Source organism: Microbacterium sp. K2 (assembly GCF_051365005.1).
Classification (GTDB): Bacteria; Actinomycetota; Actinomycetes; order Actinomycetales; family Microbacteriaceae; genus Microbacterium; species Microbacterium foliorum_B.
The window spans coordinates 45,460-59,496 of record NZ_JBLWII010000004.1; the positions used below are offsets into that span (position 1 = coordinate 45,460).

The window sequence follows — 14,037 nt, forward strand, 5'->3', positions numbered from 1 at the left end:
CCGATAATCGTTAACATAACGACTGTCGATAAGTGAGTCAACCCCGGCCCTGCAGGAGCGCCGTCACCGACCGTCATGGCGCTATGCCGACGGCGAACACGGGCATACAGCATCCGCACGGTGGTTACTCTCGATGTACAGGCGCGGAGACCCGTCGAGGACTCAGCGCTTCGCCCCGTGCGAATAAGGAGTCACAGCATGTTCGAGAGATTCACGGACCGAGCCCGTCGAGTGGTCGTCCTCGCCCAAGAAGAGGCGAAGATGCTCAACCACAACTACATCGGCACTGAGCACATCCTGCTCGGCCTCATCCACGAGGGTGAGGGTGTCGCAGCCAAGGCGCTCGAAAGCCTCGGTATCTCCCTTGACGCCGTCCGCGAGCAGGTGCAGGACATCATCGGTCAGGGCCAGCAGCAGCCCACCGGTCACATCCCGTTCACGCCGCGCGCCAAGAAGGTGCTCGAGCTCAGCCTCCGTGAGGCTCTGCAGCTCGGCCACAACTACATCGGAACCGAGCACATCCTGCTCGGCCTCATCCGCGAGGGCGAGGGTGTCGCAGCCCAGGTGCTCGTCAAGCTCGGCGCCGACCTCAACAAGGTCCGCCAGCAGGTCATCCAGCTTCTGTCTGGTGCTCCCGGACGCGAGCCGGCAGCCGTCGGCGCGCAGTCGAACGACACCCCGAGCGCCCAGGGCGGCTCGCAGGTGCTCGACCAGTTCGGTCGCAACCTGACGCAGGCCGCACGCGACAACAAGCTCGACCCGGTCATCGGGCGCGAGAAGGAGATCGAGCGGGTCATGCAGATCCTGTCTCGCCGCTCCAAGAACAACCCCGTGCTGATCGGTGAGCCCGGCGTCGGCAAGACCGCCGTCGTCGAGGGCCTCGCCCAGGCGATCGTCAAGGGCGATGTGCCCGAGACGCTGAAGGACAAGCAGCTCTACTCGCTCGACCTCGGCTCTCTCATCGCAGGCTCCCGCTACCGTGGTGACTTCGAGGAGCGCCTGAAGAAGGTCACCAAGGAGATCCGCACACGCGGCGACATCATCGTCTTCATCGACGAGATCCACACCCTCGTGGGTGCGGGTGCCGCCGAGGGCGCGATCGACGCGGCCAGCATCCTCAAGCCGCTCCTCGCCCGAGGTGAGCTCCAGACCATCGGCGCCACCACGCTCGACGAGTACCGCAAGCACTTCGAGAAGGATGCCGCTCTCGAGCGCCGCTTCCAGTCGATCCAGGTGAACGAGCCGAGCCTGCCTCACACGATCAACATCCTCAAGGGGCTGCGCGACCGGTACGAGGCGCACCACAAGGTGCAGATCACCGACGGCGCGATCGTCGCGGCATCGAACCTCGCCGACCGCTACGTCTCCGACCGGTTCCTGCCCGACAAGGCCATCGACCTGATCGATGAGGCCGGCGCACGCCTGCGCCTCAGCATCCTGTCGAGCCCGCCCGAGCTGCGCGAATTCGACGAGAAGATCGCCAAGGTGCGCGAACAGAAAGAGGTCGCGTCGGAGGACCAGGACTTCGAGAAGGCCGCATCGCTGCGCGACGAGGAGAAGAGCCTCCTCGCCGAGCGCCTGCGCCTCGAGAAGCAGTGGCGTTCGGGCGACGTCGCGACCCAGGCGGTCGTCGACGAGGGCCTGATCGCCGAGGTGCTCGCACAGGCCACCGGCATCCCCGTCTTCAAGCTGACGGAAGAGGAGTCCTCGCGACTCGTCTTCATGGAGAAGGCGCTGCACCAGCGCGTCATCGGTCAGGAAGAGGCCATCGCGGCGCTCTCCAAGACGATCCGTCGTCAGCGTGCCGGCCTCAAGGACCCGAAGCGTCCCTCCGGTTCGTTCATCTTCGCCGGCCCCACGGGCGTCGGAAAGACCGAGCTCGCCAAGGCGCTCGCCGAGTTCCTGTTCGACGACGAAGCTGCTCTCATCTCGCTCGACATGAGCGAGTTCGGTGAGAAGCACACCGTCTCGCGTCTGTTCGGTGCCCCTCCCGGATTCGTCGGATTCGAAGAGGGCGGCCAGCTCACCGAGAAGGTGCGCCGCAAGCCGTTCAGCGTGGTGCTGTTCGACGAGATCGAGAAGGCCCACCCGGACATCTTCAACTCGCTGCTGCAGATCCTCGAAGAGGGTCGTCTGACCGATGGTCAGGGTCGCGTGATCGACTTCAAGAACACCGTCATCATCATGACCACCAACCTCGGTGCCCGTGACATCGCCGGTGGTCCGGTCGGATTCCAGATCGAGGGCGTCAACTCGACGAACTACGAGCGGATGAAGGGCAAGGTCAACGAAGAGCTCAAGCGCAACTTCAAGCCCGAGTTCCTCAACCGTGTCGACGACATCATCGTGTTCCCGCAGTTGTCGAAGGAGGAGCTCGTGCAGATCGTCGATCTGTTCACGAAGCGTCTCGGCGAGCGTCTGCTCGACCGCGACATGACGATCGAGCTCTCGCAGGCCGCCAAGGAGCGTCTCATCGAGATCGGGTTCGACCCGGCACTCGGTGCCCGACCGCTGCGTCGCGCGATGCAGCACGAGGTCGAGGACCGTCTGTCCGAGAAGATCCTGCACGGCGAGCTGAACCCCGGCGACCACGTGAAGGTCGACTCGAAGGACGGCGAGTTCCTCTTCGAGCACGGCCCTCGCGGCGAGAAGGTCGCGGTCGGCGTGAATACCGGCGGAGCGATCTCCGGCACCCCCGACCTGGCGGTCGCCAGCGGGGAGTGACCTGATCACAGAAGGGGCGGATGCGATCAGCATCCGCCCCTTCTGCGTATCCGGAGTGATCCAGCACTCCGGCATTCCGGGGCCGCTCAGGGTCTCGGGAGGTGACGGGTTCTAGGCTTGACGTGTGAGCGAGTACATCGTCCGGCCGGCACGCAGCGCCGACATCATCGGCATCCGGAACCTTCTGCAGCCGATGGTCGAGCAGCGAATCCTGCTCGGCAAAGACCTCGCCGTGCTCTACGGGGCGGTGCAGGAGTTCGTCGTCGCCGAGGCCGACGGCGAGCTGATCGGATGCGGTGCGCTGCACGTGTTCTGGGAGGACCTCGGCGAGGTGCGCACCCTCATGGTGCGTGGGGACTGGCTGCACCACGGAGTCGGCGGCGCGATCGTCGGCGCGCTCGAGGAGCAGGCGCGGGAGCTCGGTCTCAGCCGACTGTTCTGCCTGACCTTCGAAGTCGACTTCTTCGGCCGGCGCGGCTATTCGATCATCGGCGAACAGGTCGTCGACCCCGACGTGTACTCGCAGCTGCTGCGCAGCGGCGACGCGGGTGTCGAGGAGTTCCTCGATCTCGCGCACGTCAAGCCGAACACGCTCGGCAACACCAGGATGCTGAAAAGCCTCAACTAACCTGAACTAATGCCTCGTCACTCCGCCGCCGTGTATCGCCGCCGGAGATTGGTGACCCTCGTGGCGGCGATCCTGTTGGTCGCGGTCGTCGGCGTCGCTGTGTGGCTGCTGCTGGCGCGTCCGTGGGCGAGTGCGTCCGAGGCGACGCCGTCGCCCAGCGCGTCGGCGTCCGACTCGCCGACGCCTGATTCCACCGCGGCTGAATCGCCCGCAGCCGAGTCGCCCTCGCCTGAGTCGTCGGCGGAGGAGACCCCGGGAATCGTCGCGTGCGAGGCCGGGGACGTCGAGGTGGCTGCGGTCACGGATGCCGACACCTACGACCCGGGCGTGCTGCCGCAGCTGTCGATCTCGCTGACGAACCGTGGTTCCACCGACTGCGCGATCGACGTCGGATCGACGACCCAGAGACTCACGGTGTCGAGCGGATCCGACGTCTGGTGGACGTCGACCGACTGCCAGGAGAACCCGAGCAGCATGGTCGCCACCCTCACGGCAGGCGCGACCGTGACGAGCAAGGTGCCGGTCACCTGGGATCGCACCCGGTCGAATGTCGAGACCTGCGCCGACGAGAATCGTCCCCGCGCGCCCGGAGGCGGGGCGTCGTACCACGTCGCTGTCGAAATCGGCGGCTTCAAGGGCACGACGACGAAGCAGATCCTGCTCTATTGACGCCGAAACTGGCCAAACGTCTCGAATACAGTCCTGCACTCAGTTTCGGGTGACACTGCTCTTTCTTTGGGATACCATTGGAGGGACCCTCGCAGACTTGCGGCGCATGCCATCCCCAGTGGCGTCGAGCACAGCGTCCCCAGCGCTTCGACATGCCGCCCGAGGGTCCGAGGGCCCTCTCGAGTACCCCAGTCCCCAATGGATGACTCGAGAGGGCCCCTTTCTCTGTCGACTCTCGTTTGGGCGCACGCGTCGGCATCCGCTGAATATGCTGGATGCATGGCAGCGAAGAAGTCGAAATCTGCGAAGAGCAAACCCGCACCCGAGGATTTCCGGTCGGACGCCCTCGCTCAGGCGCTGGAGAAGCAGGACATCGCTGCGGTGGCTCTGGCACTGCGCCATGGCACCACGGTCGTGCCGCTCGTGAAGCCCGGTGCTCGCGACAATCCGCTCGACAGCGGAGAGGTGTGGACCTACCGCGACCCGAAGTCTGGCGATCTGGCGCTGCTGCTGTTCAGCGATGCCAAGAACAAGCCGGCGAACCTGCCTCCGGGGGTCGGGATCTACACATCCGACTGGTTGCGGAAGTTCCTCGGCGCGCACCCGATCACGACCGTCTTCCTGGATATCGCAGGTCCGCATCCGATGCAGGCGTCACCCGAGGAGCTGCTCAAGGCGCTCGACGCCTGAGCCCGCCCCTTCTGGGTGACCGCGTGGTGGCGGGCTCGCTTGCCCGTGCGACCGGTACAGGGCGCCACGACCCGTGCGGGGTCACTTTCGCATCTGCGGCCCGTGCGGGGTCACTTCGGCATCCCCATTGCCCGATTCGGATGCGAAAGTGACCCCGCTTGGTGATTCGGATGCGAAAGTGACCCCGCTTAGCGCACGGGGCGTGGGGCACGGAAGTGGCCCGTCTGGGGTGCGCGTCGAGCCCTCGCCGGCTCAGAACGGCGGGATGTCTGCTTCGCTGCGGCGGGTGGTGTTGCGGGCGCGCACGTCGTTCAGCGCCGCGCGCAGAGTTTTCGAGCGGTCGTCGACCACCTGGTCGTAGCCGAGCCGCGCGGCCTCGGAGCGGCGCTGCGCCGACTGCGTGACGGGGCGGATCTCGCCAGCCAGGCTGAGCTCTCCGACCGCGGCGACGGTTCGAGGCACCGAGATCTGCTGGATCGACCCCGCCGCGGCGATCGCGATCGCCAGGTCGGCGGCCGGTTCGGTGAAGCGCACACCGCCGACGGTCGACACGTAGACGTCGAGGTTGCTGGTCTTGATGTGCGCTCGTCGCTCGAGGATCGCCAGCACCATCGCCACGCGCGAGGAATCGAGGCCGTGCACGACACGACGGGGATTCGGCGCAGTGGTGTTGATCGTGAGCGCCTGCACTTCGACAGGCAGTGCCCTGCGGCCCTCGAGCGAGATGGCGACGCACGTGCCCGGCTCGGTCGCGCCCTGCGACAGGAAGAGGCCCGAAGGGTCGGGGACCTCGGAGATGCCCGCACCCGTCATCTCGAAGCAACCGACCTCATCGGTGGGCCCGAATCGGTTCTTCAGCGCGCGGATGAAGCGCAACGAGGTCTGGCGGTCACCTTCGAAGTGGCAGACGACATCGACCAGGTGCTCGAGCACGCGAGGCCCGGCGACGGTGCCGTCTTTCGTGACGTGGCCGACGAGGATGACCGGCAGCCCGCGGTCCTTCGCCACCCGGATGAGGGTCGCCGCCACCTCGCGCACCTGACTCGGCTGACCCGCCGCGCCGTCGATGAGCGATGACGACACCGTCTGCACCGAGTCGACGATGACGAGCTGCGGTGCGACCTCGTCGATGTGGCCGAGGATCGTGGCGAGATCGGTCTCGCTCGCCAGGTAGAGCTCGTCGTGCAGGGCTCCGGTGCGCTCTGCACGAAGCCGCACCTGGGCGGGCGACTCCTCGGCGCTGGCGTACAGCACGCGACGCCCCGAACGAGCCGCCTGAGCTGCGACCTCGAGCAGCAGAGTCGACTTGCCCACGCCCGGTTCGCCGCTGAGCAGGATCGCCGCACCGGGCACGATGCCGCCGCCGAGCACGCGGTCGAACTCGCCCACGCCGCTCGTGCGGCGAGGAGCGTCTTCGGTGGTGATCTGCGTGATCGGTCGAGCGGCCTTCGCCGCCGTCGGCGCGAGGGGAGTGATGCGGCTCAGGATGCCGGTCTGCGCGCCCTGCTCCTGCACCGTGCCCCACTGCTGGCACTCGGCGCACCGACCCACCCACTTGGCCGTCGTCCACCCGCATTCGGTGCAGACGTACGCGGGAGGGGCAGGTTTTCGGGTGGCCATGCAGCCAGGCTATCGCCGGGATCAGACATCCCTATCGGTTCGGGCATTATTCACGGCCCAACCACTCGATGTCGCGCAGCGGCCACGGAATACTGGAGTCATGGCCAACGGCGGGCCCGTCTGCGGGCCGATCTCGACCTTCTCGCGAGTGCGGATCCTGCACGCGCTGTTCGAAGGTGGCTCGGCGCAGGACGACACCGCGCGGACGCGTGCGGAGCTCACGATCGGCGAGCTCTGCGATGCCACAGGGCTGCACCCCAACACGGTGCGCGAGCACCTGCAGCGCCTGATCGAGGGCGGCTACGTCATCCAGGCCAGCGAGCACCGCACCACCCGCGGCCGCCCGCGCACGCTCTACAGCGCGGTGACGGGCGCAGCGGATGCCTCCAGCCCCATCGCCCGCAACAAGGCGAAGGCGGCCGCGGTCCGCGGCGATCTGCTGCGCCGAGTCCTGCCTGCTTCGGCATCCGCTCTGGGCCGTGACGCGACCTACCAGCTGGACGCCCTGATCGAACACTTGGAGGAGAGCGGCTTCGAGCCCGTCGTCGATGACGAGCAGCTCACCGTCGATCTCAGCCCGTGCCCGCACGCCGCGGGTCGCGCCGAAGACCGTCCGATGCTGTGCTCCGTGCACCTCGGCCTCATGCAGGGGGTGCTCACCGAAGCCGGTGGGCCGCTCGCTGCCGAGGCCGTGCGCACCTCCGCCCTTCCGGCGGATTGCACCGTGCAGCTGCGCCTGACGGAGATGACCGCCGCCTAGGCGAGCATCTGTCTTATTCACGGTCGGCAGCCCATCGAGGGCGGCAGGCCCGTCGTTAGCGTGGCACCCGGTGCACAGATGAACAAGCGCACGGAAGAACCAGGGCACGGAAGAAGGAGTGGCTCATGGAATGGCTAGACCCGCTGGTCCTGTCTCGATGGCAGTTCGGTCTGACGACCGTGTACCACTACCTGTTCGTGCCGCTGACGATCGGCATGGCGCTCGTCGCCGCGATCTTCCAGACTGCGTGGGTGCGCACCGGCAAGGTGCAGTATCTGCACCTCACGCGGTTCTTCGGCAAGATCTTCCTGATCAACTTCGCCATGGGCGTCGTGACCGGCATCGTGCAGGAGTTCCAGTTCGGCATGAACTGGTCGGACTACTCGCGCTTCGTCGGCGACGTGTTCGGGGCCCCGCTGGCGTTCGAGGGCCTGCTCGCCTTCTTCTTCGAGGCGACGTTCATCGGGCTGTGGATCTTCGGCTGGGACAAGCTCCCGCAGAAGCTGCACCTCGCCACCATCTGGTGCGTCTCGATCGGCAGCATCCTGTCGGCGTACTTCATCATCGCCGCCAACGCGTTCATGCAGAACCCGGTCGGCTACGTCTTCAACCCCGAGACCAACCGCGCCGAGCTCACCGACTTCTGGGCGCTGCTGACGAACCCGGTCGCGCTCGCCGCCTTCCCGCACACGATCTTCGGTGCGCTGATGTTCGCCGCCGGTGTCGTGATCTCGGTGTCGGCCTGGCACCTCGCCCGCGGACAGCACTTCGACACCATGCGCATCTCGCTCAAGTTCGGCCTGTGGGCGATGATCGTCTCGACCGCGGGCGTCGTGCTCACGGGTGACCAGCTGGGCCTCGCGATGTACGCCGCACAGCCCATGAAGATGGCCGCCGCCGAAGCGACCTTCGACACGGTCTGCGGCTACGACGCATCGTTCAGCCTGTTCACCCTCGGAACCCCGGACGGCAGCTCCGAGCTGTTCTCGATCCGGGTGCCGTACCTGCTCTCGCTGCTGTCGACGCACACGCTCGACTCGTGCGTGCACGGCATCAACGACCTCAACGCCGAGTACGCCACGACCTTCGCCGACACCGGCCTCACCGAGTTCGCCCCGATCCTGTGGGTCACGTACTGGGCGTTCCGCTGGATGATCGGCCTCGGCATGGCCGCGGCCCTCGTCGCCGTGGTCGGGCTCTGGGTCACCCGCAAGGGCGCCAAGAACCCGCCGGCCCCGTGGATGTGGAAGCTCGCGATCTGGTCGTTCCCGCTCGCGCTCGTCGCCAACATCATGGGCTGGGTCTTCACCGAGATGGGCAGGCAGCCCTGGATCGTGTTCGGCCTGATGACCACTCAAGACGGAGTCTCGCCAGGAGTCAGCGGCGTCGAGGTCCTCATCTCGCTGATCGCCTTCACCGCGATCTACGCCGCGCTCGCCGTGGTCGAGATCCGCCTCATCATCAAAGCGGCCCAGAAGGGCCCCGACACCGAAGAGCAGCCCCACGAGGAGACGGCCCAGCTGCCGTCGGTCGTGTACTGAGAAGGGGATCAGTCATGGAATACATGTGGTTCTGGATCGTCGCCTTCCTCTTCGTCGGCTACTTCGTGCTCGACGGGTTCGACTTCGGCGTGGGCATGTCGCTGCCGTTCCTCGGCAAGAACGACGTCTCTCGGCGCCAGGTGATCAACACGATCGGCCCGATCTGGGATCTCAATGAGACCTGGGTCATCGTCGCCGGCGCCTGCCTGTTCGCGTCGTTCCCCGAGTGGTACGCGACGCTGTTCAGCGGCTTCTATCTGCCGCTGCTGCTGATCCTGCTCGCGCTGATCCTTCGAGGCGTCTCGTTCGAGTACCGGCACCAACGCGAGAGCGCGGCGTGGAAGCGCGGCTTCGACCGGATGATCGTGATCGGCTCGGCCGTGCCGGCGCTGCTCTGGGGCGTCGCCTTCGGCAACATCGTGCAGGGGGTGGCGATCAATGAGAGCCACATCTACGTCGGTGGCTTCTTCGCGCTGCTCAACCCCTACTCGCTGCTCGTCGGCGTCACGACGCTGCTGCTGTTCTTCCTGCACGGTGTGCTGTTCGTCTCGCTCAAGACCGACGGGCAGGTGCACTCGGATGCTCGTCGCCTGGTGAAGCTCGCCGCGGGGCCGACCGTGCTCGCCGCCGCCGGCACCGTGATCTGGACCATCGGCATCGCCTGGGACCGTGAATCTCCGCTCATGCTGATGGTGGTCGGATGCGGTCTCGTCGCGGCGCTCGCACTGATCGCGTCGGTGCTCTTCTCGATGCGCGGACGCGACGGGCGGGCGTTCACGGCGGGCGCTGTCACCGTGGCATCCGCTGTCGTGATGCTGTTCGCGGCGCTGTTCCCCTATGTGATGCCGTCGACGATCGACCCGGCCTTCAGCCTCACGATCGAGAACGCGTCGAGCACGCCGTATACGCTGACCATCATGAGCTGGACCGCCCTGATCGCCCTGCCACTGGTGCTCGCGTACCAGACGTGGACCTATTGGATCTTCCGAAAGCGCGTCACCCGCAGCTCGATCGAGGGGGCTCCGGCGCACGCGTGAGAGCTGTCTTCGCGAACGACGTTTCGCCTCGCTTCGCTCGCGCAATGAGCGAGGAGGCGCGGTCTCCCCACCGGTCGTTGAGCGAGGCCGCGCGAAGCGTGCCCGAGACGAAACGGGCCCACACATGAAGCCCGTCGACCCTCGACTGCTGAGGTATGCCGCCGCGGCACGCGGTTTCCTGCTGCTGTCGGGCGTGATCGGCGTCGCGCAGACGGCGGTCACGATCGCGTTCGCGTGGATGCTGACGGATGCCGTCACCGGCGCGCTGGCCGGACGCGATGTCACGGCATCCCTGCTGTGGCTGCTCGGGCTGGCGGCGTTGCGCGGTGTGCTGATCGCTGCCTCTGACGCCGCTGGAACCCGCGCTGCGGCGAAGACCGGGATGCAGCTGCGCGCGGCGCTGATCGCGGCAGTCGGGCGTCTCGGGCCCGGCTGGCTTGCGCAGCGCAATCAGGCGGGGCTCGCCGTGACGGCGGGGCATGGGCTCGAGGCTCTCGACGCGTACTTCGCCCGATATATCCCGCAGCTCGTGCTCACCGCCGTCGCGACGCCGGTGCTGGTCGCAGTGATGTGGTGGCAGGACTGGCCGAGCGGGCTGACCGCGATCATCACGCTGCCGCTGATCCCGCTGTTCCTGATCCTCATCGGCATCGCCACCCGCACAGTGCAGCGCAAGCAGTGGCAGACGCTGCAGCGGCTCGCCGCGCGCTTCGCCGACACCGTGCAGGGCCTTTCGACACTGCGCCTGTTCGGACGAGAGCGTCGCGCGGCCGCGCAGATCGAGCAGACGTCCGATGAATACCGCCGCGAGACCATGAAGGTGCTGCGGTTCTCGTTTCTCTCGGGCTTCTCGATGGAACTGCTGGCCTCGATCGCCGTGGCGCTGATCGCGGTGGCCGTCGGATTCCGCCTGCTTTCGGGCGACCTGTCGCTCGAGGTCGGTCTGTTCGTGCTGCTGCTCGCGCCCGAGGCCTTCCTGCCGATTCGCCAGGTGGGCGTGCAGTTCCATGCGGCGTCTGAGGGGGTTGCGGCGACGGAGGACGTGTTCGAGGTGCTCGATGCGGCCGGGGCTCGGGAGGCCGGCGTTCACAACTCAGCACGAAACGTCGGCTCGGTGCCGGAAGAAGAACTGAGCGCTGGTTTCGGCCGCGTTCATGCTGAATTGCGCACGGGCAACGCGCGAGACCTGGTCGTCACTGACCTGCGTGTGCGCGAGCTGCCGCCGGTCTCGTTCACAGCCGAGCCGGGAACCATCACGGTGATCGAGGGACCGAGCGGCGCAGGCAAGTCGAGTCTGCTCGCGGCTCTGCGCGGCGCGGTCGAGTTCGAAGGCTCGGCTGCGGTCGGCGGAGTCGATGTGCGAGGTCGCGCGCCGTCGGAGTGGCTGGCCTGGAGCGGACAGCGCCCTCAGCTGAGTCGCGGCACGATCGCCGCGAATGTGGCGCTGGGGGATCCGGCACCGGATGCCGACGGCATCCGCCGTGCCCTGGATGAGGCGTGCGCGAACGACCTCGACCCGGCGCTCGAGCTGGGTGTGCAGGGCAGCGGGCTCTCGGGCGGACAGGCGCAGCGGGTCGCCGTCGCGCGAGCGCTGTATCGGCAGGCGCAGCGCCCGGATGCGGTGCTGGCACTCGATGAGCCCTCTAGCGCACTCGACCCCGACACCGAAGAGCGGCTCTGGGCGTCGCTGCGCCAACGGGCGGATGCCGGTGCCACCATCCTCCTCGTCTCGCACCGCCGCACGGCCAGGGCGATCGCCGACCACGTCGTCGAGCTGGGGGTGAGCGTATGAGTGCCCCCGGTATCGCGGCGCGGGTGCACGGCATCCTCCGTCTCGCGCAGCCGCCGCTGCGTCGCTTCCTGCCCGGCGCGATCTGGGGCTTCCTGTCGGCGGGCGCCGCCGTGAGCCTCCTCGCCGTGAGCGGCTGGCTGATCGTCAGCGCCTCGATCGTCGACTCGCTCGTGCCGCTGTCGATCGCGGTGGTGGGTGTGCGGTTCTTCGCGGTGTCGCGCGCAGTCACCCGCTACCTCGAGCGCCTGAGCGGACATGATGCGGCGCTGCGCCAGCTGGCATCCACTCGCGCAGACATGGTGCGCCGCCTCACCCCCCTGTCGCCCGCCGGGCTCGGTCGCACCGATCACGGACGGGTGCTGTCGGCTCTGGTCGACGACGTCGAGAATCTGCAGAATCTGCCGCTGCGAGTGGTGCAGCCGCTCGCGGTGTCGGGGCTCGTGGCGCTCGGCGCGGTCGTGTTCCTGCTGTTCGTGTCTGTGCCGGCCGCGCTCACGCTCGCCGCGTGCCTGGTGATCGCAGCCGCCGCGGCGATCGGGCTGGGGTGGGTGTTCGGATCCCGGGCAGAGGCCGCCGTCTCCCGACGGCGAGGTGACCTGTCGGCGGCGCTCACCGACTACTTCGGTGCGCTCGACGTGCTGCTCGCGTACGGTGCCGAGGCGCAGGCCCGTGAGCGGGTGCGACAGGCGGATGCCGACCTTCGCCGAGCCGTCAGCAGGGCCTCGCTCGCGCAGGCGATCGCCGCCGGAGTGGTCTCGGCCGTCGCGGGTGCCGCGTCGGTGTGGGCGCTCGCTGTCGCTGCTCCCGGTCTCTCGACAGGGGCGATCGACGGCCCGTGGCTCGCGGTCGCCGTGCTCGTGCCGATGGTCGTGTTCGAGGTCTTCGGTGCGGTGCCCATCGCCGCAGCATCCTGGCGCAGCGTGCGCTCGAGCGCCGAGCGGATCGTCGACGTGCTGCCCTCCGAGATGCCCGCCGAGCTGCGGTCAGACGACGGCGAGGATGCCGAGATCGACGGTGTGCCGACGCTGCGACTGCGTGGTGTGCGCGCCTGGTGGCCGGGCGGATCGCCTGCTCTGCGGGGGGTCGACCTCGACCTGGAACCGGGGGAGCGCGTGCTGATGGCGGGGCCGAGCGGGGCGGGCAAGAGCTCGCTGGCTGCTGCACTCGTCGGATTCCTGCGTGTCGAGGGTGAGTATTCCGTGGGCGGCAGGGATGCTGCCGCGCTGTCAGGCCCTGCTCTTCGTCGCACGATCGGGCTGTGCGAGCAGAGCCCGCAGCTGTTCGACGAGGACATTCGGCAGAACCTGCTGTTCGCCCGCGACTCGGCGACGGACGACGAGCTGCTCGCCGCGCTCGACAGAGTGGGACTCGGCTCGTGGGTCCGCGAGCGCGGGGGACTCGATGCGCGGGTGGGCGACCGCGGCGGCCTCGTCTCGGGAGGTCAGGCGCAGCGCATCGCTCTGGCTCGTGCTCTGCTGCGGGGCTTCCCGGTGCTCGTGCTCGACGAGCCGACGGCCGGGGTCGACCCCGATGCATCCGACGCCCTGCTGCGTGACCTGCTGCAGGCGGCGGGGGAGCAGTCCGTGCTGCTGATCTCGCACGTCGCTCCGCCTGCAGGGACGGTCGATCGGGTCGTCCGGCTCGAAGACGGGCGCACGGCCGTCGGTCGCTGAGCGAGGAGCGCAGCGACGAGACGAAACGGGGCGAGCGGCCGGGGTCAGACGCTGAGGTCGGCGCGCGGCTCCATCACGATGCCCTGGGCTTCGAAGACGCGGCGGCGCTCTTCGATGCGGCGGTGCAGCTCGACCTGCGCGTCGTCGACGAGCTGCGGGTCGAGATCGACGGTAGCGGGGCGTGGGTCTCCGTGGTTGGCCTCGATGTAGGCATCGAGCTCGGGACCAGACGTCCATGACGTGATCAGGGCGTAGCGCGGGGCGGTGCCGCGGTGCCAGACCGCGTGCCAGAAGCGCTGGGTGTCGACGATGATGCGGGAACCCTTGCGCAGCGGCAGGCGGATCTCGGTCGCGGGGTCGAAGCGGTCGGAGCGCAGGAGCAGCAGCGAGTCGGTGTCGTCCGAGAGGTTGTAGTAGCCGCGCACGACCCAACCGGTGCCCTCTTCGTTGAGGCGATTGTTGTCGTCCTGGTGCAGGTTGTAGACGGCATCCGCGTACTCGTTGGGCTGCAGCTCGATCACGCGGCAGCGGCCGACTCCCGCGCCGGGTTCGAGCGCACGCCGCTGCAGGGTCGGGGCGATCGCGACCTGCGACTCGACCCACACGCCGTCTTTATCGGTGCGAGGAGGGGTGTGGTTCCAGAATCCGTTGCACTCGATCGCGCCGGCATAGCTCGCGAGCGGGGCGAAGCGCGTGACTCCCGACGAGCGCCACCCGATGTACTCGAGATCGAGCCACTCGGCGGGGTCGGATGCCTGGTCATGGTCGTCGAGCACGACATAGCCAGTCTCAGCCAGCGCCTCTGATTTGATGAAACCCATTGCGTCCCCTCCGTGCCCGTTGCCTTAGGCCATCCTAACCAGGGGGCTTGAGGGCCGACGGGGAGCGTACCGGACAAAAGCC

Annotated in this window: 11 protein-coding genes; 9 read left to right on the plus strand and 2 right to left on the minus strand. The window is 67.8% G+C overall.

Annotated features, from left to right (window positions below; all coding sequences use genetic code 11):
* Positions 1 to 198 precede the first annotated feature (198 nt).
* The 4 genes from ACLKOY_RS13790 to ACLKOY_RS13805 all read left to right on the plus strand — a co-directional run bounded on the left by ACLKOY_RS13790 (position 199) and on the right by ACLKOY_RS13805 (position 4,711).
* Positions 199 to 2,724, plus strand: coding sequence for an ATP-dependent Clp protease ATP-binding subunit (locus ACLKOY_RS13790; protein WP_042539926.1), 2,526 nt, complete (start codon positions 199 to 201; stop codon positions 2,722 to 2,724).
* A gap of 124 nt (positions 2,725 to 2,848) precedes the next feature.
* Positions 2,849 to 3,352, plus strand: a complete 504-nt coding sequence (locus ACLKOY_RS13795) for an amino-acid N-acetyltransferase (protein ID WP_042539928.1) — start codon at positions 2,849 to 2,851, stop codon at positions 3,350 to 3,352.
* 9 nt (positions 3,353 to 3,361) lie between these two features.
* The gene (locus tag ACLKOY_RS13800; RefSeq protein WP_436454171.1) at positions 3,362 to 4,021 is read left to right on the plus strand and encodes a hypothetical protein; all 660 of its coding nucleotides are present in this window, start codon (positions 3,362 to 3,364) and stop codon (positions 4,019 to 4,021) included.
* Positions 4,022 to 4,300: 279 nt separating this feature from the next.
* A complete protein-coding gene (locus ACLKOY_RS13805; protein ID WP_436454172.1) occupies positions 4,301 to 4,711 on the plus strand; it encodes a dehydrogenase in 411 nt (136 codons plus the stop codon).
* Between the two features lie 252 nt (positions 4,712 to 4,963).
* Here ACLKOY_RS13805 and radA read toward each other — a convergent pair whose 3' ends face one another.
* The gene (gene radA, locus ACLKOY_RS13810) at positions 4,964 to 6,331 is read right to left on the minus strand and encodes a DNA repair protein RadA (protein WP_436454173.1); all 1,368 of its coding nucleotides are present in this window, start codon (positions 6,329 to 6,331) and stop codon (positions 4,964 to 4,966) included.
* 100 nt (positions 6,332 to 6,431) lie between these two features.
* Here radA and ACLKOY_RS13815 point away from each other — a divergent pair, with 100 nt between their 5' ends.
* From ACLKOY_RS13815 to cydC, 5 genes are all read left to right on the plus strand, one after another.
* Complete coding sequence (locus ACLKOY_RS13815) at positions 6,432 to 7,091, plus strand: helix-turn-helix transcriptional regulator (RefSeq protein WP_140038108.1); 660 nt, start codon at positions 6,432 to 6,434, stop codon at positions 7,089 to 7,091.
* Between the two features lie 125 nt (positions 7,092 to 7,216).
* Positions 7,217 to 8,632, plus strand: a complete 1,416-nt coding sequence (locus ACLKOY_RS13820; RefSeq protein ID WP_436454174.1) for a cytochrome ubiquinol oxidase subunit I — start codon at positions 7,217 to 7,219, stop codon at positions 8,630 to 8,632.
* A 14-nt stretch (positions 8,633 to 8,646) separates the two neighbouring features.
* Positions 8,647 to 9,669, plus strand: a complete 1,023-nt coding sequence (cydB, locus tag ACLKOY_RS13825) for a cytochrome d ubiquinol oxidase subunit II (RefSeq protein ID WP_436454175.1) — start codon at positions 8,647 to 8,649, stop codon at positions 9,667 to 9,669.
* Positions 9,670 to 9,793: 124 nt separating this feature from the next.
* On the plus strand, positions 9,794 to 11,461 hold the full coding sequence (gene cydD, locus ACLKOY_RS13830) for a thiol reductant ABC exporter subunit CydD (RefSeq protein ID WP_436454176.1): 1,668 nt from the start codon (positions 9,794 to 9,796) through the stop codon (positions 11,459 to 11,461).
* Complete coding sequence (gene cydC, locus ACLKOY_RS13835; protein ID WP_436454177.1) at positions 11,458 to 13,134, plus strand: thiol reductant ABC exporter subunit CydC; 1,677 nt, start codon at positions 11,458 to 11,460, stop codon at positions 13,132 to 13,134. The genes cydD and cydC overlap by 4 nt, the downstream gene beginning before the upstream one ends.
* A 44-nt stretch (positions 13,135 to 13,178) precedes the next feature.
* Here cydC and ACLKOY_RS13840 read toward each other — a convergent pair whose 3' ends face one another.
* The gene (locus tag ACLKOY_RS13840) at positions 13,179 to 13,955 is read right to left on the minus strand and encodes a hypothetical protein (RefSeq protein ID WP_436454178.1); all 777 of its coding nucleotides are present in this window, start codon (positions 13,953 to 13,955) and stop codon (positions 13,179 to 13,181) included.
* Positions 13,956 to 14,037: the final 82 nt, after the last annotated feature.

Coding starts and splice junctions, on each gene's coding strand:
- ACLKOY_RS13790 (WP_042539926.1), top strand. CDS start 199: ATGTTCGAGAGATTCACGGACCGAGCCCGTCGAGTGGTCGTCCTCGCC.
- ACLKOY_RS13800 (WP_436454171.1), top strand. CDS start 3,362: ATGCCTCGTCACTCCGCCGCCGTGTATCGCCGCCGGAGATTGGTGACC.
- ACLKOY_RS13805 (WP_436454172.1), top strand. CDS start 4,301: ATGGCAGCGAAGAAGTCGAAATCTGCGAAGAGCAAACCCGCACCCGAG.
- radA (WP_436454173.1), bottom strand. CDS start 6,331: ATGGCCACCCGAAAACCTGCCCCTCCCGCGTACGTCTGCACCGAATGC.
- ACLKOY_RS13815 (WP_140038108.1), top strand. CDS start 6,432: ATGGCCAACGGCGGGCCCGTCTGCGGGCCGATCTCGACCTTCTCGCGA.
- ACLKOY_RS13820 (WP_436454174.1), top strand. CDS start 7,217: ATGGAATGGCTAGACCCGCTGGTCCTGTCTCGATGGCAGTTCGGTCTG.
- cydB (WP_436454175.1), top strand. CDS start 8,647: ATGGAATACATGTGGTTCTGGATCGTCGCCTTCCTCTTCGTCGGCTAC.
- cydD (WP_436454176.1), top strand. CDS start 9,794: ATGAAGCCCGTCGACCCTCGACTGCTGAGGTATGCCGCCGCGGCACGC.
- cydC (WP_436454177.1), top strand. CDS start 11,458: ATGAGTGCCCCCGGTATCGCGGCGCGGGTGCACGGCATCCTCCGTCTC.
- ACLKOY_RS13840 (WP_436454178.1), bottom strand. CDS start 13,955: ATGGGTTTCATCAAATCAGAGGCGCTGGCTGAGACTGGCTATGTCGTG.